At 72.6% G+C, this 18,219-nt stretch carries 12 protein-coding genes, 3 tRNA genes and 1 pseudogene; 7 read left to right on the top strand and 9 right to left on the bottom strand.

The features are described 5' to 3' along the window. Positions 1–111 precede the first annotated feature (111 nt). The 6 genes from ACIBEC_RS13270 to ACIBEC_RS13245 all read left to right on the top strand — a co-directional run bounded on the left by ACIBEC_RS13270 (position 112) and on the right by ACIBEC_RS13245 (position 6,334). A tRNA-Ser gene (locus tag ACIBEC_RS13270) sits at positions 112–205 on the top strand. Positions 206–413: 208 nt separating this feature from the next. Then, positions 414–489, top strand: a tRNA-Arg gene (locus ACIBEC_RS13265). A gap of 31 nt (positions 490–520) precedes the next feature. Beyond that, a tRNA-Arg gene (locus tag ACIBEC_RS13260) sits at positions 521–596 on the top strand. Positions 597–998: 402 nt separating this feature from the next. Then, a complete protein-coding gene (locus ACIBEC_RS13255) occupies positions 999–3,833 on the top strand; it encodes an Ig-like domain-containing protein (protein WP_360496508.1) in 2,835 nt (944 codons plus the stop codon). Positions 3,834–4,028: 195 nt separating this feature from the next. Continuing rightward, entirely contained in the window at positions 4,029–5,306 is a 1,278-nt protein-coding gene (locus ACIBEC_RS13250) for an SPFH domain-containing protein (RefSeq protein ID WP_360496505.1), read from the top strand. Then, the gene (locus tag ACIBEC_RS13245) at positions 5,303–6,334 is read left to right on the top strand and encodes a C40 family peptidase (RefSeq protein WP_360496502.1); all 1,032 of its coding nucleotides are present in this window, start codon (positions 5,303–5,305) and stop codon (positions 6,332–6,334) included. The genes ACIBEC_RS13250 and ACIBEC_RS13245 overlap by 4 nt, the downstream gene beginning before the upstream one ends. 72 nt (positions 6,335–6,406) lie before the next feature. On the opposite strand, the gene ACIBEC_RS13240 is transcribed toward ACIBEC_RS13245, so the two are convergent. Continuing rightward, positions 6,407–7,363, bottom strand: coding sequence for an aldo/keto reductase (locus ACIBEC_RS13240; protein WP_360496499.1), 957 nt, complete (start codon positions 7,361–7,363; stop codon positions 6,407–6,409). A gap of 154 nt (positions 7,364–7,517) precedes the next feature. On the opposite strand from ACIBEC_RS13240, the gene ACIBEC_RS13235 reads away from it, so the two are divergent. After that, positions 7,518–7,724 carry a hypothetical protein gene (locus tag ACIBEC_RS13235; RefSeq protein ID WP_360496496.1) on the top strand — a complete coding sequence of 69 codons (207 nt, stop codon included), beginning with the start codon at positions 7,518–7,520 and terminating at the stop codon, positions 7,722–7,724. A gap of 54 nt (positions 7,725–7,778) precedes the next feature. On the opposite strand, the gene ACIBEC_RS13230 is transcribed toward ACIBEC_RS13235, so the two are convergent. The 8 genes and pseudogenes from ACIBEC_RS13230 to ACIBEC_RS13195 form a co-directional block, all read right to left on the bottom strand. Beyond that, the gene (locus ACIBEC_RS13230; protein ID WP_360496493.1) at positions 7,779–8,786 is read right to left on the bottom strand and encodes an endo alpha-1,4 polygalactosaminidase; all 1,008 of its coding nucleotides are present in this window, start codon (positions 8,784–8,786) and stop codon (positions 7,779–7,781) included. Between the two features lie 22 nt (positions 8,787–8,808). Further along, a complete protein-coding gene (locus ACIBEC_RS13225; protein ID WP_360496490.1) occupies positions 8,809–9,504 on the bottom strand; it encodes a spherulation-specific family 4 protein in 696 nt (231 codons plus the stop codon). Then, positions 9,501–10,418 carry an NAD(P)-dependent oxidoreductase gene (locus ACIBEC_RS13220; RefSeq protein ID WP_360496487.1) on the bottom strand — a complete coding sequence of 306 codons (918 nt, stop codon included), beginning with the start codon at positions 10,416–10,418 and terminating at the stop codon, positions 9,501–9,503. Before ACIBEC_RS13220 ends, ACIBEC_RS13225 begins: the two co-directional genes overlap by 4 nt. 125 nt (positions 10,419–10,543) lie before the next feature. Next, a pseudogene (locus tag ACIBEC_RS13215) lies at positions 10,544–11,245 on the bottom strand (NDP-sugar synthase); the annotation flags it as partial. A gap of 73 nt (positions 11,246–11,318) precedes the next feature. Next, positions 11,319–12,311: an SDR family NAD(P)-dependent oxidoreductase gene (locus tag ACIBEC_RS13210; RefSeq protein ID WP_360496484.1), complete on the bottom strand. Its 993-nt coding sequence runs from the start codon at positions 12,309–12,311 to the stop codon at positions 11,319–11,321. Positions 12,312–12,487: 176 nt separating this feature from the next. Continuing rightward, positions 12,488–14,014 carry a hypothetical protein gene (locus ACIBEC_RS13205; protein ID WP_360496481.1) on the bottom strand — a complete coding sequence of 509 codons (1,527 nt, stop codon included), beginning with the start codon at positions 14,012–14,014 and terminating at the stop codon, positions 12,488–12,490. Positions 14,015–14,087: 73 nt separating this feature from the next. After that, positions 14,088–15,602 carry a GT4 family glycosyltransferase PelF gene (pelF, locus tag ACIBEC_RS13200; RefSeq protein ID WP_360496478.1) on the bottom strand — a complete coding sequence of 505 codons (1,515 nt, stop codon included), beginning with the start codon at positions 15,600–15,602 and terminating at the stop codon, positions 14,088–14,090. A gap of 112 nt (positions 15,603–15,714) precedes the next feature. Further along, a complete protein-coding gene (locus ACIBEC_RS13195) occupies positions 15,715–18,087 on the bottom strand; it encodes a hypothetical protein (protein ID WP_360496475.1) in 2,373 nt (790 codons plus the stop codon). Positions 18,088–18,219 lie beyond the last annotated feature (132 nt).

Here is an 18,219-nt window from a genome sequence, read left to right as displayed (position 1 = left end):
GGGGACGACCCGCCTAGTAACGTTGGCGGTGGTTGGTGCCGAACCCCAGGGTTGTGGCATCATCATCGACACACGGAACGGGTCCGCTTCGCGCGGGTGTGCTCCATGTGGGGAGGCTTCGCCTAGTCCGGTCTATGGCGCCGCACTGCTAATGCGGTTTCGGGGTTATTCCTGATCGAGGGTTCAAATCCCTCAGCCTCCGCCAGTCGGGAGCCCCCGTCGACGATCTCGTCGGCGGGGGCTCTTCGCGTTCCCGGGGCAGGTCGGGCCGGGTCCGTGCCGGTCCCCGGCCCGCCCCGGTGCGGGCCCAGAGCAGGCCGGGAGCGGGCCCCGGGCCAATCGATTTCGCCCCACGTCGCAGGTCATGTAATGTTGTCCCCGCAACGCCCCGGAGGCAACGTTCACCAGGGCGAGCGCTCATAGCTCAACGGATAGAGCACTTGACTACGGATCAAGAGGTTGCAGGTTCGAATCCTGCTGAGCGCACCAAACTCCGCAAGATCGGGTTCGCCCGGTCCTTGCGCTCATAGCTCAACGGATAGAGCACTTGACTACGGATCAAGAGGTTGCAGGTTCGAATCCTGCTGAGCGCACCAGCGAGAAGCCCCCGGCCACCGGCCGGGGGCTTCTCTCGTTTCCCGGCCCCCGGCCCGCTCGCCGCGCCGACGGGGGCGTGCCCGGCCAGACTCCGCCCGGCGGGCGGGCCGGTCGGACGGACTTCTCCGATGAATGGTCAGGTCCCGGCCGCTGGGGTCCGCTGAATTAGCCGGGATTTCCCGTGCCTACGTCCGTCCGGGTGTGCCGATTACCGCTTACCGGATGGAATGCGGCGGTTTCGGGCAGGTCCCGTCCGGCCGCCCGGACGGCCGCCAAACGGGTGGGACACGGTCGAAAGCGCAGGTGTCGCAGGATGACCGGTCCGGGGTCCGTGATTCCTTTTTGTCGGATCTTGTGCCCAGACTGCCCGTCCTCGGCAGCCGACCGCGAAGGAGAGCCGGATGAGCCGACAGTTCCCCCGCACCGCTGCCGCCCTGGCCGTCCTCACGGCCGGACTGCTGACCGGCTGGAACGCTCCGCTCTCGGTGGCCCAGCAGTCCCCTGACTCCTGGTCGGGGGAACACCGGGCGGTGCTGCCCTCCGGACTTTCCGTCCGGATCGATTTCGATGCCTCTCCCGGGGTGGCGGTCACGGCCGGATCGGGAGAATTGGCGGACCGATCCGCCGGGGGGCATTCCGTCGCCCGTTATGCGGACGGAATGCACCCCGGAAGCCCCACGCAGACCTTCGAACTCACCCCCAGCGGTCCGCAGACGGACGGTTCCTGGAGCACGGCGGGAACGCTCCGGCTGACTTTCTCCCGGCCCGTCCGCAATCCCCGGCTGCACCTCAGCGGGCTCGCCGCCGTCGCCACCGGGAAATCCGGCACCACCACCAGCGCCGCGACCCGGCTGACCCTCACCGGCGGCTCGCCCACCGCCCCCACCCTGGTCAGCCGCACCGACTGGCCCGGCTGGACGGTCGACGGCACCACCCTCGCTCCCGCGGGCCGCGACGGCGCCTCCGACGGCACGCCCGGCTCCGCCGCCGAGGGCTCGCTGGAGCTCGCCGGGACCTTCCGCACCGCACTGTTCCGGGTCGAGCAGCGCTCCACCGCCCGGGCCGGCAGCACCACCGCCCCGCCCGTCCTGCGCCAGGCCTACACCGTCACCGTCGACGAGGACCTCGGCACCGCGCCGCAGGCCTACGGCAACGCCTCGCACGTGGTCTCCGACCTCTTCCTCGGCGCCGACGCCGCCAACCCGTCGCTGCGCGCCCGGAACCGCTCCGCCGAGGCCGCGGACGACGAGCCGTTGGTCCGGCTCGACCACGGCGCCTCCCTGCGAAGCCCCTTCGCCGGCCCGCCGCCGCCCAAGCTCCAGCCCGGCCGCGGCGAGTACCGGGGCGCCGACCCGTCGATCAGCTTCCCCGACGAGGCAGCGATCGGCCGCTACTACCGGCTGACCGTCCCGGTCGCGGTCGGCGACCAGCCCGCCACCCTGGCCGGCTGGATCGACTTCGGGCACACCGGACGGTTCGAGCCCGCCGGGCGGGTGCAGACCGAGGTCCTGCCCGGCGCCGACACCGCGACCCTGGAATGGACCGTCCCACCCGGCGCCGCCTCCGGCGAGACCTGGGCCCGGCTGCGGATCGGCCGCGACACCAGCCAACTCGTCCCCTCCGGCGGGTTCGCCGACTCCGGGCAGGTCTCCGACCAGCGGATCAAGCTGACCGTCGGAGCCGCCCGGCCGGAGATCGCCGAACCCGTCGACGGCACCGTCCTCGCCGACGCCCGCCCGGAGGTCAGCGGCGAGGGCGCGGTGGCCGGCGCCACGGTCGAGATCCGGGAGGGCGACGCCGCGCTCTGCAAGGCCAAGGTCGGGCGTGGCGGCGACTGGTCCTGTCGCCCCGCCGCGGCGCTGCCCGCCGGCCCGCACAGCCTCACCCCGGTCGAGACCACCAGCGGCGGCGTGGTGCTGCGCGGCGAGCCGGTCAAGGTCACCGTGAAGACCGCGCCGCCGACCGCCCCCGCACTCACGCTCCCGGCCTACACCAACGACCCCGGGCTGCCGGTCACCGGCACCGGCGACGCGGGCAGCACCGTCTCGGTGACCGACCGCCCTACGGGTGGCGAGCTGTGCAGCACGGCGGTGCGGAGGGACGGCCAGTGGTCCTGCCTGCCGGTCGAGGACCTGACGGAGGGAAAGCACCAGCTCACCCCGGTCGCGGTCGACGCGGCGGGGAACCGGACGGCCGGGCAGCCGGCCACGCTGGTGGTCGACACCGTTCCGCCGGACCGGCCGGTGCTCAACGCGCCGGCCCCGGGAGCGACCCTGCGGGTCAGCCGCCCCACGCTCGCCGGACGGGCCGAACCGGGCTCGAACGTGCTGGTCACGGCCGGGTCGAGCGCGAGCTCGGACCAGCGGACCGTGCTCTGCGGGGCGACGGCGGCCATCGACGGCAGCTGGACCTGCACCGCCAACCGGGACCTGACGGACGGCGAGCAATGGCTGACCGTCACGGCCACGGACCTGGCGGGGAACGGGACCTCGGCGGACCCGGTGCGCGTGCGGGTCACTGCTGCGGCGGTGTCGGGCTCGCCCAGCCCGTCGGTGCCGGGTCCGATGACCCCCGGCCCGACGGCGTCGGCGCCGGTCGCGTCGAGCACGACCGTGGCTTCGGCTTCGGCTGCGGTTTCGGCCGCGGCGAGTCCGAGCCCGTCCGTTGCGGTGGCGCCCGAGGTGCCGGTGCCGGGCCCGCCGGGGGTGCTGCCGATCCCGGCGCCGCCGGTGGTCGCCCCGTCGGCTGCGGCGAGCCCGGTGGTGTCCGGCCCGTCGGCGGTTTCGTCGGGCACCGCGAAGCCGAGTCCGAGTGCGGTGGGTTCGACGGTGTCTTCGCCGAGGCCGGCTCCGCCTCCGAGCCCGTCCGTTGCGCCGGGGGCACCCGTTGCGCCGGTGGTTCCGTCGGTGTCCCCCGTCCCGACCGCTGCGAGCGCCGCGACTGCCTCTCCGACCCCGGGTCCGACCTCTGCCGTCAGTTCGTCCCGGGCGGCCGTCGTCGCCGTGATGAGCCGGCCGTCGCCGACCGGACCGGCCGAAGCCGCCGCTGAAACCGCGGACTCCGCCGAGGCCGCGGCCCTGCCGCTGCCCCTGCCGGAGGGTCCGCAGAGCGTGGTGGGCCGGTCCGGGGATTCCGGCTGGCGCGGTGGGCTCGCCGGGATCCTGCTGGTGCTCACCGGGATCGGGCTGATCACCCGTCGGGTGTTCGCCCGCGGTCCTGGTGCTCGACGGCGCTGACCTGCGCCGAACTGTCCCGACCATCCGTTCATGTGCCTGCGCGTCAGGTCGGCTTTGGATGATTCGTCAGTAAATGTCGACACACCTCGACTCAAATGTCGCATTTGATGACGTATGAACTTAGCCTGACCCTGGCACTGCCCGTCAGATCCGGGCCGCCCGTTGCGCGACACACCGACCCCAGAGGACCCGTGCATGGACGTCACCCGCGATTCTTCGCAGCGACCCGACAACCTGCCCCAAAAGCTCCCGCCGGTGCTGCCGGAACGTTCCGCCTCCGGCGCCAGTCCGCTGGCCAGAGTCACGGCGGTCACGATGGCCAAGGCCGCCGAACCGGTCGGCCCGGCCGACGGCGGCCCGGCGACCACGCTGATGGCCGTCGTCCCCGCGCCGTCGTCCGCCGACCCGGCGGACCTGCGGGATCCGCTGGAGACGGCAGCCCCGGAGACCGTCGAGCTGCCGGACGCCACCGCGGTCGGCGCCGCCACCGCCTCCCGGCGCCCGCCGCGCGCCGACCAGGCAGTGCGCGAGCACGGCGCCACCACGCTGCCCGGCTGGATCGCCCTGCTGGTGGTGCTGCTCGGGCTGGCCGGCATGCTGTTCCTCCTGCTGCGCACCGGCGTCGTCCCGCACTGGGACGTGCTGCCCGACCTGCGCGGCGCCGCTGCGCGGGCGAGCGGGCGGGCGGACGTGGACGCCACGTCGATCGCCGAGGTCAGCGCGGTCGGCCTGCTGGTGGTGGTCGCGCTCGCCGGGCTGCTGGCCAACGCGGGCGGCGAGACCCGGGTACTGACCCGCTGGGGCCGCTACCGGGGCACCGTCCGCCGGACCGGTCTGGTGTGGGTCAACCCGCTGCTGCGCCGCCGTCGGATGGACGTGAGGCTGCGGCACTGGCGCAGTGAGCCGGTGAAGGCGGTCGACCGGACCGGCACGCCGATCGTGGTCCGGCTGCTGATCGTCTGGCGGGTCAAGGACACCGCGCGGGCGCTGCTGGCGATCGAGGACCACGAGGGCTACCTGCGCGAGCAGATCCAGGCGGTGCTCACCCGTACCGCGTCCATGCTGCCCTGTGACAGCAACGCGGCGCCCGGGCCCGCGCTGCGCGACGGGCAGTGGTTCGCCGACGAGCTGACCAGGTCGCTGGCCGCCGAGGCCGCCCCCGCGGGCCTGGAGGTGTACTCGGTGCAGCCGCTGGCGCTGGAATACGCGCCGGAGGTCGCCGAGTCGATGCGCCGCCGCCGGCTGGCCGACCTGGACGCGGGCCTGCGGACGGTGCTGGTGGACGACGCGGTGGAGGCGGCGGCGCTCGCCGTCCGGCGCCTGGAGCGCGTCACCGCGCACGAACTGGACGAGGCCGCCCGCAGCGCGCTGATGGAGCAGCTGCTGGTCGCCTTCGTCGCCCCGGCCGGAGTGGCCGCCTCGGTACCGTCCCCGGCCGCCCGTGCCGGGCGGAAGGAAGGACGACCCGCATGAGGATAGCCACCGGCGCGTACGCCGAACCCGCCGTCACGGTCGGCTCGGTCGGCCTCGACGAGGATCCCGGCCTGATCGGCTTCGAGGAGCGTCTCGGCAGCATCCCCGCGATCGCCGGCTGCGGCTGCCCGAACTGCGCCCCCCGGCCGCGCACCGCCCACGGCGCCGCGGCGGCCGGCGGCAGCCGAATACACCGCGCCGTGCGGAGCACCTGTCTGGCCACCACCGTGCTGGCGGGCGCCGGCGTGGTCGGCCTGACGGCCGGTGCCGGGTCCGCGCACGCCGCGGCCGGGAAGCAGGGCTGGGACGGGTCGAAGTACTGGTTCAAGAACAGTGCGGGCGAGTGGCGGTGGACCGGACACTACGACGTCTACGCGAGCCGCACCGGCCGGTCCACCGGCTCGAGCGGCTCCGGTGGGTCCGGTGGGTCCGGCGGGTCCACCGCCTCGGGCGCCAAGGCCGTCTCCAACGGTTCGGCCTCCTCCTACGGCCTGCGCCAGGGCTGGGACGGGTCGAAGTACTGGTTCAAGAACGGCAGCGGCGAGTGGCGCTGGACCAGCCACTACGACGTCTACCTGAACCGCACCGGTCAGTCCGGCGGCGGTTCGGCCCCGGCGCCCGCCCCGCCCGTGAGCCGTCCGTCCGCGGACACCGCGCCGGCCTCCGAGAGCGAGGAGACCGCCGTCGACTACGCGCTCGCCCAGCTGGGCAAGCCGTACGTCTGGGGCGGCAACGGCCCGTCCGGCTACGACTGCTCGGGACTGGTGCAGCAGGCCTACCGGCGGGCGGGGATAAGCCTGCCGCGGGTGGCCGACGACCAGTACGCGGCGACCACGCCGATCAGCGCGGGGCAGCTGCGCCGCGGCGACCTGGTGTTCTGGTCGGACAGCGGCCGCGCCTCGGGGATCCACCACGTGGGGATATACCTGGGCGGCGGCACGTTCGTCGAGGCGCCCCGGCCGGGCAGGACCGTCCGGGTCTCGACCCTCAACTCGGGCTACTACCCGACCCACTTCGGGCGGCCGTAGCGCCGGGAGACGCCACCGGGCCCCCGACAGCGCGATGCTGTCGGGGGCCCGGTGGCGTGCGCGGGTCGGTGCTCAGGCGAGGGAGGCGGCGTCCAGCAGGGCGGTCTGCTCCGGGGTGAGCTTCAGCGTGGCGCCGGCCAGCAGCGGCGGGAGCTGCTCGACGGTGCGGGCGCTGGCGATCGGGGCGGCGACCGTCGGACGGGCGGTGAGCCAGGCCAGGGCGACGGCTGCGAGCTCGACCTCTTGCTCGGCGGCGACGGTGTCCAGCGCCTCCAGCACCTTGGGTCCGCGCGGCTCGTCGAGGTAGCGGGCGGCGCCCTCGGCGCGGGCGCTGTCCACGCCCGCGCCGCCCGGGCGGTACTTGCCGGTCAGGAAGCCCGAGGCGAGCGCGTAGTACGGGACGGTGGCCAGACCGTGCTCGGCGACCACGTCGGCCAGCGGGCCCTCGAAGGTGTCGCGCGAGACCAGGTTGTAGTGCGGCTGGACGGCGACGTACTTCGCCAGTCCCTCGCGCTCGGCGAAGGCCAGCGCCTCGGACAGCCGCTCGGCGCCGATGTTGGAGGCGGCGACCGCGCGGACCTTGCCCTCGCGGACCAGCTCGTCCAGGGCGGCGACGAACTCCTCGACCGGGGTGTCGTCGTCCCGGTGGGTGTAGTACAGGTCGATCCGCTCGACGCCCAGGCGGCGCAGCGACGCCTCGGCCGAGGCCTTGATGTTGGCGGCGCCGAGGCCGCGCGCCTCGGGGTGCATGCCGACCTTGGTGGCGATCACCACGCCGTCGCGGTTGCCGCGGCTGCGCAGCCAGTTGCCGAGGACGGTCTCGGACTCGCCGCCGGTGTTGCCCGGGGCCCAGGCCGAGTAGACGTCGGCGGTGTCGACGAAGTTGCCGCCGGCGGCCGCGTAGGCGTCCAGGACCGCGAAGGACTGCTGCTCGTCGGCCGTCCAGCCGAAGACGTTCCCGCCGAGGGAGAGCGGGAAGACGGACAGGTCGGAGGTGCCGAGGCTCACCCGGCTGTGGTTTCCGGTCATGATCGCAGTCAACCCGATTCCGCAGTGGGGCATTCCATGCGCCGGGTGGTGTTCACGAGCCTGTCGTACCACCGTCGCACGCCGGGGTGGTGCGCCGGCCGGGAAGGGGGTCCGGGCTGTGCCTGAGGTGGGCCGATTCGTTAGAGTCCCTGCCATGGCTGACAACGACTACGACCCCGCCGGCAGCACCCAGATGTTCCGGGCGTTCGTCGACGAGACCCCGGCACGCCAGGAGCCGGGCAACGTTTCCACCTACGGCCGCAGCACCAGCGGCGGCGGCAACCGTACCGGCGTGATCGCGCTGGTCGCCGTCGTCGTGCTGGCCGTGCTGGGCACCGTCATCTGGCTGGCGGTCAAGTGACCCTCGCGCGGGTGACCCTCGTCCGGGTCACCCGCGCGACGGGAGTGGAACACCTCAGCAGGGCTTGCGCCAGGCGTTCAGCTCGAGCTTCTTCTGCATCGAACTGAAGCCCAGCGACTTGGCCTTGGCGCAGAACTGGTCCGTGTCGAGCTTGTACTCGACATGGAAGACCGCCTTGCCCGCCTTGACGAAGGGTGCGACGCGGTCGCACTCGTCGAACTGCGAGCACTCCTCGTTGACCGCGAAGTCGAAGTCCGGCAGCAGCGCGGGGATCTGGTCCAGGTCGTTCTTCAGGCCGATGGCCAGGCCGCGTTCGTGCGCGAGCCGGGCCAGCATCCGGTTGTACTTGAGCTGGTCGTCGGGCGTCAGCGGGAAGCCGCTGTTCTGGTTGTAGGCCTCGATGGTGTCCGGCTCGATGGCGTCGAAGCCCTTGCTCTTGCACATGTCGAAGCGGGCGGCCATCAGCGGCTTCAGCTGGTCGAGCTTGCGGATGTCGAACCACTTCTCGCCCTTCCAGCCGGTGTCCGAGCCCTGGAGGGCCTTGGCGAAGGCGGTGGCGTCCGGGCGGAAGTTCTCCCAGGAGCCGGCGTTGAGGTAGCAGATCACCTTGCGGCCCTTGGCGTGCAGCGCGGCCACCACCGAGGCGTCGTTCTCGAAGCCGTCGATGTCGTAGACCGGGACGTCCACCGACTGGTCCACGGTGCCGCCGCCGAGCTGCCACTGCCAGGCCAGGCCCGGGGTGGGCTGCCAGCGGGCGCCGGTCGGCGGCGGGGCGGTGGTGCCGGGCGGCGTGGTGCCCGGGGGAGTGCTGCCGCTCGGCGTGCCCGGGGCCGCGCTCGTGGCGGGGTCGCTGGGCGTGCCGGGGGTGGGCGTGCCGTCGGGGGTGCCCGGGTCGGTGGTGCCGGGGGTGCTCGGGGCGGTGGCCGCGGGCGGGGTGCTCGGGGAGCCGTCGGCCGAGTCGCCGTCGTCCTCCGAGCCGGAGCTGCTGCACGAGGTGGCCAGCAGGGCGGTGGCGGTGGCGAGGGCCAGGGCGGCCGGCAGGAGCCGGGTGCGGCGGTTCACGGTAGTCGAACTCCGGATCGAGTCAGGTCAGTTCAGCAGCGGTCAGACCGTACGGCAGAGTGCGCCAGGGGTTCTCCCCGGCGCCGGGGACGGCGCAGCCGACACCGGCCCGGCGGGCGGCGATCAGGGCGGTGGCGTCCTGGGCGTGCTCGGACGGGACGTCGTAGACCAGGTGGCAGAAGCGGGAGGCCGCGTGCCGGCCGGTCCACAGCGGTTGCGTCATCGCGCGGTAGGTGTCCCAGTCCCCCTCGAAGGTGACCAGCAGGTCGGCCAGGCCGACCTCGGCGTAGCCCGGGTCGGGGTGCTCGCCGTGGCCGAAGATCACGGTGCCGCAGCCGGCCGCGCGGGCCGCCGTGGCCAGCCGCCGGTAGTGCGCCAACGCGCCCGGGTGGGTGGTCACCTGGTCGAGGTAGACGCCGGTGATGCCATGTCGCTGACGGTACGTCAGGATGTCCGCGACCACGGCCGCGTGGGACCTGTGGCCGTAGTCGGTGTCGGTGTACCCGACCAACGGCAGCCCCGCCGCGCGGAGTTCTTCGGCAGCCTCGGCGAAGACGTTGTCCGGGACCTCGCCCGGGCCGTCGGCGAGGTTGAGCACGACGGCGGCGATCCGGTCGGGGTCGGCGGCGGCGACCGCCTGCCAGGCCGCCGGGTCCACCGCGGGGTGGACGTACAGCGGCACCAGCAGGCGGCCGTCGGGGTGGTGCCCGGTGGTCATGCGACCACCGGGGTCGGCGTGGGCTCGGCGGTGCTGAGCCACAGGTCGCGCAGGGTGTCGGCGAGGTCCGTCTCCGGGTGCCAGCCGAGCTCCCGGGCGGCGGCCGAGACGTCGGCCTGCTGCCAGGAGACCGCGGCCGAACGCTCGGAGCCGGCCCCGCTCTCGTCGATCCGGCCGGTGAAACCGGCCGCGGCGACCAGGCCGTCGGCGATCGCCCGGACCTGCTTGGCCTGCCCGGAGGCGAGGTTGAGCACCCGGGGGAGCGGACGGTCGGCCGCGACCGCCAGGCCGACCGCCTCGGCGACGTCCCGGGCGTCGACGAAGTCGCGGTAGGCGGAGAGGTCGCCGACCGTGACCACGCCGTCGGTGCCCTCGGGCGCCACCCGGCGCAGCTCGGCGGCCAGCCGGCCGGGCAGCGAGCCCGCCGGTGCGCCGGGGCCGACCGGGTTGAACACCCGCAGCACGACGGCGTCCAGCGGCGAGCCGGCCACCGCGAGGGAGCCGGCCAGCTTGGTCGCGCCGTACACGCCGACCGGGCGGGCGTCGGCGTCCTCGGGCAGCGAGCTGCCCTGCGCGCAGACGCCGTACTCGCCGGCCGAACCGATGTGCACCAGGCGGGCCTTCGGGACGCCGAACTGCAGCGCCTCGCAGAGCACCGCCGGGCCGCGGGCGTTCACCTCGGCGAGCTTGACCGCGCTGCCGGCCACCGCGCCGGCGAAGTTGACCACCGCGTCGGGGGCCAGCGCGGCCAGTTCCTCGCCGAGCGGGCCGGCCTGGGCGGTGGCCAGGTCCAGCCGAAGGTCGTGAGTGGACCGCCGGCCCGCGGTCAGCACGGTGGCACCGGGCAGCGACCGCAGGACGGTGGTGGCGTGACGGCCCAGGAAGCCGTCGCCGCCGAGGAGCAGGATTCTCACGCGGCCCGTCCGTCGCTCTCGGCGCCCGCGGCGGCGGGCTCGTCGGACGTGTCGTCCGGGGCGGTGCGGGCGGCCGGGAGCGGCAGCTCCGCAACGCCCGGCACGACGCCGGCCGACTCGAAGGGCATCAGGACCGGGCGGATGGTCGAGAACTCGGCGTTGGCCCGGTCGTAGTCGTCCGGGCGGCCGATGTCGAGCCAGTAGCCGCCGAAGTCGTACGCGGCCGGCGGGGTCTTGGCGGCCAGCAGGTCCAGCACCAGCTCGTCGAAGCCCAGCGGCAGGCCGGGGGTGTACTTGGCGAGCGCCGAGCGCGAGACGCCGTACACGCCCATCGAGACGCGGTAGTCGATGCTGGGCTTCTCCTGGAAGCCGGTGATGGTGCCGGAGTCGGTGGTCAGCACGCCAAAGTCGATCTTGACCTGGCGGGCGTAGGTGGCGATGGTCAGCGGTGCACCGGACGTCTCGTGGTGCTTGAGCACCCCGGCGAAGTCCAGGTCGGTGAGGATGTCGCCGTTCATCACCAGGAAGTGCTCGGGCAGGCGGTCCTGCATGGTGAGCAGCGGGCCCATGGTGCCGAGCGGGCTGTCCTCGACGGCGTAGCCGACCCGCAGGCCCCACTGGGAGCCGTTGCCGACGTAGGCGCGGATGATGTGGCCGAGGTGGCCGATGGCCAGGGTGACGGTCTTGAAGCCCGCGGCGGCGAGCTGGCGCATCACGATCTCCAGGATCGCGTGCTGGTCGCCGATCGGAACGAGCGGCTTGGGAAGCGCGGTGGTGTACGGGCGGAGGCGGACGCCCTTGCCGCCGGCCAGGATCACTGCGTGCATGGTTTTTCCCCCACGGAAAGGATGTGCAGGCCACGAACCTTGGTTACCAGGACGAACATGATCGTGAAGGCGGTCAGACGTTGTAGATGTCGGTCTTGTAGCGAGCCAGGTTGGCCGGGTCGCGGAAGAACTCGATGGTCTGCTCCAAGCCCTGCTCCAGGCTGAAGTGCGGGGCCCAGCCGGTGGCCTTGCGCAGCCGGGTCGCGTCCGCGACCAGGCGCATGACCTCGGAGTTGGTCGGACGGATGCGCTGCTCGTCCTCCTTCACCACCAGGTCGACGCCCATCAGCTTGCCGACCAGGGTGACCAGGTCGCCGACCGAGATCTCGCCGCCGGTGCCGGCGTTGAAGGTGCGGCCGACCACCGTCTCGGCGGGCGCGGTGCCCACCGTGCGGAAGGCGTTGGCGGTGTCCTTGACGAACGTGAAGTCGCGGGTCGGGCGCAGGTCGCCCAGGGTGATCTCGGTCTGGCCGGCCGCGACCTGCGCGATCACGGTCGGGATGACGGCGCGCATCGACTGGCGCGGGCCGAAGGTGTTGAACGGGCGCAGGGTGACGACCGGGGTCTCGAAGCTGGCGTGGTAGCTGTCCGCCAGCCGGTCCCCGCCGGCCTTGGAGGCGGCGTACGGGGACTGGGTGTTGATCGGGTGGTCCTCGGTGATCGGCACGGTCTGCGCGGTGCCGTAGGTCTCGCTCGTGGAGGTGTGCACCAGGCGCGGGATCTCCAGGTGGCGCACCGCCTCCAGCACGTTCAGGGTGCCGGTGACGTTGGTGTCCACGTACGAGTGGGGAGCGCGGTAGGAGTACGGGATCGCGATCAGGGCGGCCAGGTGGTAGACCGCCTCGGTGCCCTTGACCAGGCCGTTGACCGAGCCCGGGTCCCGGACGTCGCCGAGGATGATCTCGACCGAGTCCAGCACCTCCTCGGACAGGGTCTCCAGCCACCCGAAGGAGGAGAAGGAGTTGTACTGGACCATCGCGCGGACGTGGTGCCCGTCGGCGACCAGGGTCTCGACGAGGTGGGAGCCGATGAAGCCCTCGGCTCCGGTAACCGCGACGCTGCTCATGCGGGGTTCGCTTTCTCGATCTGCCGGGGCGGCCGGACGCTCTGTGGTGGTCGGCCGCCGGTGGCCCGGTGGGTGTCTCAGGTGAAGCGGGTACAGCGGTGCACGCGAAGGAGGCGTGCGGGATATTCGATGTGGATCAGAACTGGTTCGGATGTGGTGCGGGTCGTGCGGGTGATTCAGCGGTGCTGGGTGGTGCGGCCGAGCGCGGGCCCGGCGATGGCGGTGAGGAGGACGGCGGCCGCCCCGCAGCCGGTCAGCTGCAGGACGATTGGATCCACACCGGTCAGCAACCCGGCGCTCTCGGCACCCGCGGCGGCCAGACAGATGAGGGCGGTGCTCCAGCTGAACCCGAAGGCGTTCAGCAGCAGCGCCAGCCAGAGCGAGCCGCCGAGGAGCAGCATCGCGCCGAGCTGCGGCACGCCGAGCGCGGGAGCGCCGGGCCACAGCACGGTCGCGGCGGCGTCCAGCGCGGCCACGGTGGTGAGGTAGATGAACAGGCAGCCGAGCAGGATCCCGCCGGTGCGGCGGGTGAACTGGCCGCTCGTGTGGCTGATGCGCAACGCGGCCACCGCCATCGCCCGGTAGCGGAAGAGCAGCCACTCGGCGAGACCGAGACTGAGCGTCAGCGCGATCATGGCCGGGCCGGTCGGGGTGGTCGACGTCGCCTGCGTGGCGTGGCCGCCGGTCTGCACGGCCTGGTGAATGGTCGTGCCCAGGCCGGCGATCAACGTGAGCGCGCCGCAGGCCAGGCCGAACAGCAGGTGCGGGACCTCCTGGCGGAGCGGCAGCTTCAGCGACACGGACTCGCGTTCACCGCCGCGGACACAGACCAGCAGCTCCCGGACGGCCAGCCCGGTGGCCAGCACCACCGAGGCGAGCAGCACGACCGTACGGACCACCTGTGGGACGTCCGCCGCCAGCACCACGCCCGCGCCGACCGAAGCCGGCGCCAGCGCCAGCAGCAGGAACTTCTCCCGGCCGAGCACCAGCAGCACGGTGGCCGCGCCCAGGTAGCAGGACTGCCCGGCGGCGAAGCACAGCGCCCCGAGCGGCCCGCCCACCACGTACGCGGCGGCGGCCGCGATCAGCGCGCCGAGCGGTGCGCCGACGGTCAGGCAGACCGCGGCCTCCCGACGGCGCAGCCGGCCCAGCCAGCGGTACGCGCGGTGCGCCAGGGCCTGGTTGAAGCCCCAGCTGACCAGCGTGGCGATCGACAGCGCGAGCATGCCCGAGGGCAGGCCGAAACGCATCCGGGCGGTCGCGAACAGGTTGGCGCCGAGCAGGTAGCCGAGGCCGGGCAGGGCGAACACCAGGCCGCGTACGACGCAGCGCCAGGGGTCGGCCCGCCAGGGATTGGCGAACTCGGAGCTCTGACCGGGGTAGCGGCGCGGGACCTTCTCGAACAGCTCCTCGGCGACGGTGAACGCGTCGGGGCGGCCGTACAGCAGGGCCGCCTGCTCGTCCGAGAGGCCGTCGGACTCCAGGATGGCCGCGATCTCGTACGGGTGGACGGCGTCGGCGCAGATGTCCCGCAGACGCTCGGCGAGTTCGTCCAGCGGGTCCGCGGAGAGGCCGAGCTGCTCCTCGGGCCCGGGCTCGGGCTCGGTCGGGGCGGGACGGCGGAGCTTGAGCGGCAGCGTGCGCAGCTGCATCGTCCGCTCGGAACCGCCCTCGTCCGGAACGAGACGCAAAGGACCGCTCATGCGCCCACCTCGCTGCGCTCGGCGGCCGCTTCGCGGGACGCGCACCTCTTGATGGTTCGCTCGCTCCGCTCGCTCACGCGCCCACCTCGCTCGGTTCGGGCCGGGCGGTGGCCAGATGCTCGTCCCAGTCGGGGCTGGGGGCCTGGTCGGTGACGGCCACCATGCCGCCGGGCATCCAGCGGGCGGTGCCCAGGAGCTCGGTGTAGATGCCGCGGAAGCCGTCGATGTTCTGGCGCAGCGTGAACTGTTCGATCACCCGCAGCCGGGCTCCTTCGCCGAGCCGGGCGCGCCGTTCGGCGTCGCGCAGCAGCTCGATCGCGGCGGCCGCCATCGGCTCGGGCTCGCGCGGCGGGACGACCAGGCCGGTGTCGCCGACGGCCTCGCGGACGCCGCCGACGTCGGTGGAGACGGTCGCGCGGCCGCAGGACATCGCTTCGATCAGGGTGAACGGGAAGCCCTCGCTGATGCTGGAGAGCATGACCACGTTGCCCGCCGCGTAGGCGTCGGTGATGTCGGCGACGCGGCCTTCGAAGGCCACCGAGTCGGCTATGCCGAGTTCGGCGGCCAGGGTTATGCAGCCGTCCCGGTAGGCCTCGCCGCCCTTGGGCGTGCCCCCGAAGAGCCGCAGCCGCGCCTCGGGGATCTCGCGGTGGACGATGGCGAAGGCCCGGATCAGCGTCTCCAGGTCCTTGATCGGGTCGACCCGGCCGGCCCAGCTGAGGGTCGGGGTCTCGGGCTCGGGGCCGGCGGGCGGGAAGGCCGCCGGGTCCACCCCGTTGTAGACGGTGCGGATGTGCGCGGACGGCGTGCCGCCGCGCTCCTCCCAGCGACGGTTGTACCGGTTGCCCGGGGTGACCAGCGCGGCCACCCGGTAGCTCTCCTCGGCGAGCATCCGGTAGAAGCCGAGCAGCAGCGCCTTGACCGGCCAGCGGTACGGGCCGGTGCGGTAGCCGAGGTAGCGCTCGCGCAGGTAGATGCCGTGCTCGGTGAGCAGAAACGGTACGCCGTACTGCTGGGCGGCGATCAGCCCGGGCAGGGTGGCGAGGCCGCCGCTGGCCGCGTGCGCGACGCCGTCCTTCGGCGGCTCGACCGAGAGCGGCCGCAGGGCGTGCTCCAGCAGGTCGGTCGCGTTCAGGGCGTCGTGCAGGGTGGGCCGGGAGACGGCGGTGGGCAGGTAGTCCCGGGTCCACACGTGCTGGAGGGTACGGAGCGCACGCTCGCTGCGCAGCGCCGGGCTGAGCAGCCCGCGCCGGGCGAGGTCGGCGAAGCCGTACAGCTCGGTGCCGAAGTGCGTGGTGTAGACGGGATCGAGGATGGAGTGCAGGAAGCGCTCGTACGCGTTGAGGAAGCGCCGCATCTCCTTGCCGCGGGGCGGCCTGGCCTCGGAGGCCGGGCCCCACAGTGGAGCGGTCGTGACCGACTTGACGTTGGCGGGCAATTCCCAGGCCAGTGCTTCGTGGCCGGTCCCGGTGACGGCGATGACGTCGAAGTCGACGTCCGGCATGCCCTGAACGAGCTGGTCGCACCAGACACTCACGCCGCCGTGCTGGTGCGGATACGTCCCCTCGGTGAGCAGGGTGACGCGCATCTCCTGTCCCCCCTCCTGTTCTTGCGTCGGTTCCGGCCTGGGTGGCCGGAACGGGCGCCGTGGCGGGGTCGGGCCGGTTGTCCGGTCCGGCCCCGTCAGCGGCTGGTACGGGTTACCGGTTGCCGGAGCGTCCGGTGGTGCTGATCGGCGTGGCCGTCCCCCCAGAGGCCTTGCCGTTCTTCGCCGCGGTCTTGTCGCCGCGGCCGTTCTGGCCCTTGTCGCCGTGACCGTTGTTATCAGCGGTCACGCCCTTGCCGGGCACCGGGGCCCCGCTGCCCGGCACCAGGGACGGGGCCGGCTTGCGGGTGGTGTCGCTCGGGCCCACCGGGACCGGGGTGGCGACGCCCTGCGGGACGACCGTCTTGTCCGCCGGCGCCGGGGCCGGGACGGACTTGGCGGCGACGCTCGGCGCGACGGGCGCCGGGGCGGCCGGGGCGGACGGAAGCTGCAGGGTGATGTTGCTCTGCAGGGCGCCCGGGGACACCCAGCCGGAGAGCGTACCGGCATAGGACGAACCGAAGGCGGTCGATCCGATGGCCAGCTTCTGAGCGGTTCCGGTCGGCATGGTGGCCTGGACCTGAACGCCGGCCGGCGCGTTGACCGTGACGGTGTTGCCGACCCGGTAGGCGGTGACCTGACCGGCGGCGAGGGCCGTGTTCCAGGCCGCGCGCTTCTGGAACTCCTGGCCGATCTCGCGCTCGCCGACGTTCACGATCGGGGTGTTGGCGGCGTACAGCGACCGGTAGGTCCCGAGGATCTTCTCCAGCACCGGGTAGAGGATCTTGTCCTCGGACAGGTTCGACTGGTGGATGAAGTGCGGCCGCGGGTCGTTGTTCAGCACGTGGCCGAGGTCGATCCGGGCCTCCAGCGGCACGATGTACGACTGGTAGCCGGTGTTGACGTCCAGCGGCGCCGACAGGCAGGTCGAGTTGGCGTTGTTCTCGCAGACGCCGCTGCCGCCGTTGGCCTTGCTGGTGTAGATCCAGTTGTACTCGTCGGCCTCCTCCTTCGCCGTGCCGGCGTTGTAGAAGACGTTCATCGGGTACCGGGGCACGGTCAGCGTGGAGGAGCCGACGGCCCGCTGGGCGGGCTCGCGCGAGGCGTCGCTGCCGGTGAACTTGATGCCGTTCGCGGCCAGCGCCGGAGCCAGGTACGGGTTGTCGCTGGTCTCCTGCGGGGCGGTCAGCAGGCCGGAGTGCTCGCCGGTGACCAGGGCCTGCGGGTCGGGCTTCAGACCGTTCGCCGTGGCCCAGTCGAAGTTGTTCTTGATCTGGGTGGAGATGGTGTTCTGGTCGACCCAGACCGTGCCGCCCGAGGCGTTCTTGGTGCAGACCCACGGCACCACCGAGACGTCCTGGACGCAGCCCAGGTACGGGTGGGTGTACGTGTGGTTGACCCAGCGGTAGCTGTTCTGGTCGGCGATCATCTGGTTCGCCGTCGGGTCCACGGTGGTCGCGTGGTCGGCCTTCCAGTCCTCGCTGCCGCCACCGTTGAACACCATGTCGAGGGTGAAGTTGTTGGCGGTCTGCCACTGCTTGAGGTACTGCGCGTCAGCCTGGGTCATCCGGATCGGGTTGGCCGTGTCCGGGGTGCCGGGCGGGCAGGTGACGTCGCCGGGGGTGCACTTCAGCACGGTGTCCCAGCGGTCGTCGGCCAGGAAGACGTCGTCCACGTGGGCCGCGAAGTAGTTGCGGTCGTAGCCGAGGTGGACGCCCTGGGTGATCCAGTCGACCATGCCGCGGGCCAGCAGGCGGTACTGCTGCTGGTACTGGTTGTAGACGAAGGTGACGACCAGCTCCTTGCGGCCGTCGTGGGTGTACTCGCCGACCAGGGACCCGCGCGAGGTGGTGCTGGGGATCGGGGCGTCGACCAGCGGGACGAAGGAGGCGCCGGCCGGGAGGTTGGCGAGCGGGGTCGCCAGGTAGCCGTAGCTCTCACTGACGCTCGGGTCGTTGTCCTCGAACGGGACACTGCCCTTGAGGTACCCGAACGATCCCGAAGTTCCGGCCGAGGTGGTGGCGCCCTGGAATCCGTCGAGAGTACCGACGAAACCGGGATTCTGAGCGTAGTTCAGCCCCACCGCCGGACTGGCCCACGTGTACGCGTCGATCTGGCGGATGTTGAAAGCGGCTTCGTAGCTCGCGATGGCCGTCATCTCGGCGACACTGTTGGGGAAGGGGTTTTCGTTGGGCAGCACGATGCCCTGGAACTTCCCCCGGGGCTGACCGTTCACCGTGTCACTCAGGAAAGCGGAGTTGATGACGGGACGGTTGGGGTCATTGAGGCTGATGACCTTGTACGGCGTGCCCTGGCTCTTCAGCTCGGCGGTGATGGCCGCGACCGAGGGGCCGCCGTCGTCGACGACCAGGATGGTGAGGTCGATCCTGGGCGGCGTGGTGTCGCCAAAGGCCAGGGTGGTCTGCAGGCCGCTGGCCAGCAGAACTGCCGCCGCGCACGCGGCGACTCTTCGGGTCGCTCGACCCATGGTTGATCCTCCCCTTGGGCCAGGCGTCGCGCTGCTCGGCGCTCGCCTGCCCGTGTAGCTGTTCGCGGGCAGCAGGCTGCCCGGGGCCCATCCTGGTCGAGGGTCGGCCGTGCGAGGGACCAAAAGGGCGAG

The sequence above is a fragment of the Kitasatospora sp. NPDC051164 genome (genome assembly GCF_044455625.1).
In the GTDB taxonomy this organism is placed as follows: domain Bacteria; phylum Actinomycetota; class Actinomycetes; order Streptomycetales; family Streptomycetaceae; genus Kitasatospora.
The sequence above is the reverse complement of the archived record's forward strand: the minus strand, read 5'-3'. Positions and strand labels throughout refer to the sequence as shown.

Coding starts and splice junctions, on each gene's coding strand:
- ACIBEC_RS13240 (WP_360496499.1), bottom strand. CDS start 7,363: ATGACCGGAAACCACAGCCGGGTGAGCCTCGGCACCTCCGACCTGTCC.
- ACIBEC_RS13250 (WP_360496505.1), top strand. CDS start 4,029: ATGGACGTCACCCGCGATTCTTCGCAGCGACCCGACAACCTGCCCCAA.
- ACIBEC_RS13205 (WP_360496481.1), bottom strand. CDS start 14,014: ATGAGCGGTCCTTTGCGTCTCGTTCCGGACGAGGGCGGTTCCGAGCGG.
- ACIBEC_RS13255 (WP_360496508.1), top strand. CDS start 999: ATGAGCCGACAGTTCCCCCGCACCGCTGCCGCCCTGGCCGTCCTCACG.
- ACIBEC_RS13210 (WP_360496484.1), bottom strand. CDS start 12,311: ATGAGCAGCGTCGCGGTTACCGGAGCCGAGGGCTTCATCGGCTCCCAC.
- pelF (WP_360496478.1), bottom strand. CDS start 15,602: ATGCGCGTCACCCTGCTCACCGAGGGGACGTATCCGCACCAGCACGGC.
- ACIBEC_RS13235 (WP_360496496.1), top strand. CDS start 7,518: ATGGCTGACAACGACTACGACCCCGCCGGCAGCACCCAGATGTTCCGG.
- ACIBEC_RS13195 (WP_360496475.1), bottom strand. CDS start 18,087: ATGGGTCGAGCGACCCGAAGAGTCGCCGCGTGCGCGGCGGCAGTTCTG.
- ACIBEC_RS13245 (WP_360496502.1), top strand. CDS start 5,303: ATGAGGATAGCCACCGGCGCGTACGCCGAACCCGCCGTCACGGTCGGC.
- ACIBEC_RS13225 (WP_360496490.1), bottom strand. CDS start 9,504: ATGACCACCGGGCACCACCCCGACGGCCGCCTGCTGGTGCCGCTGTAC.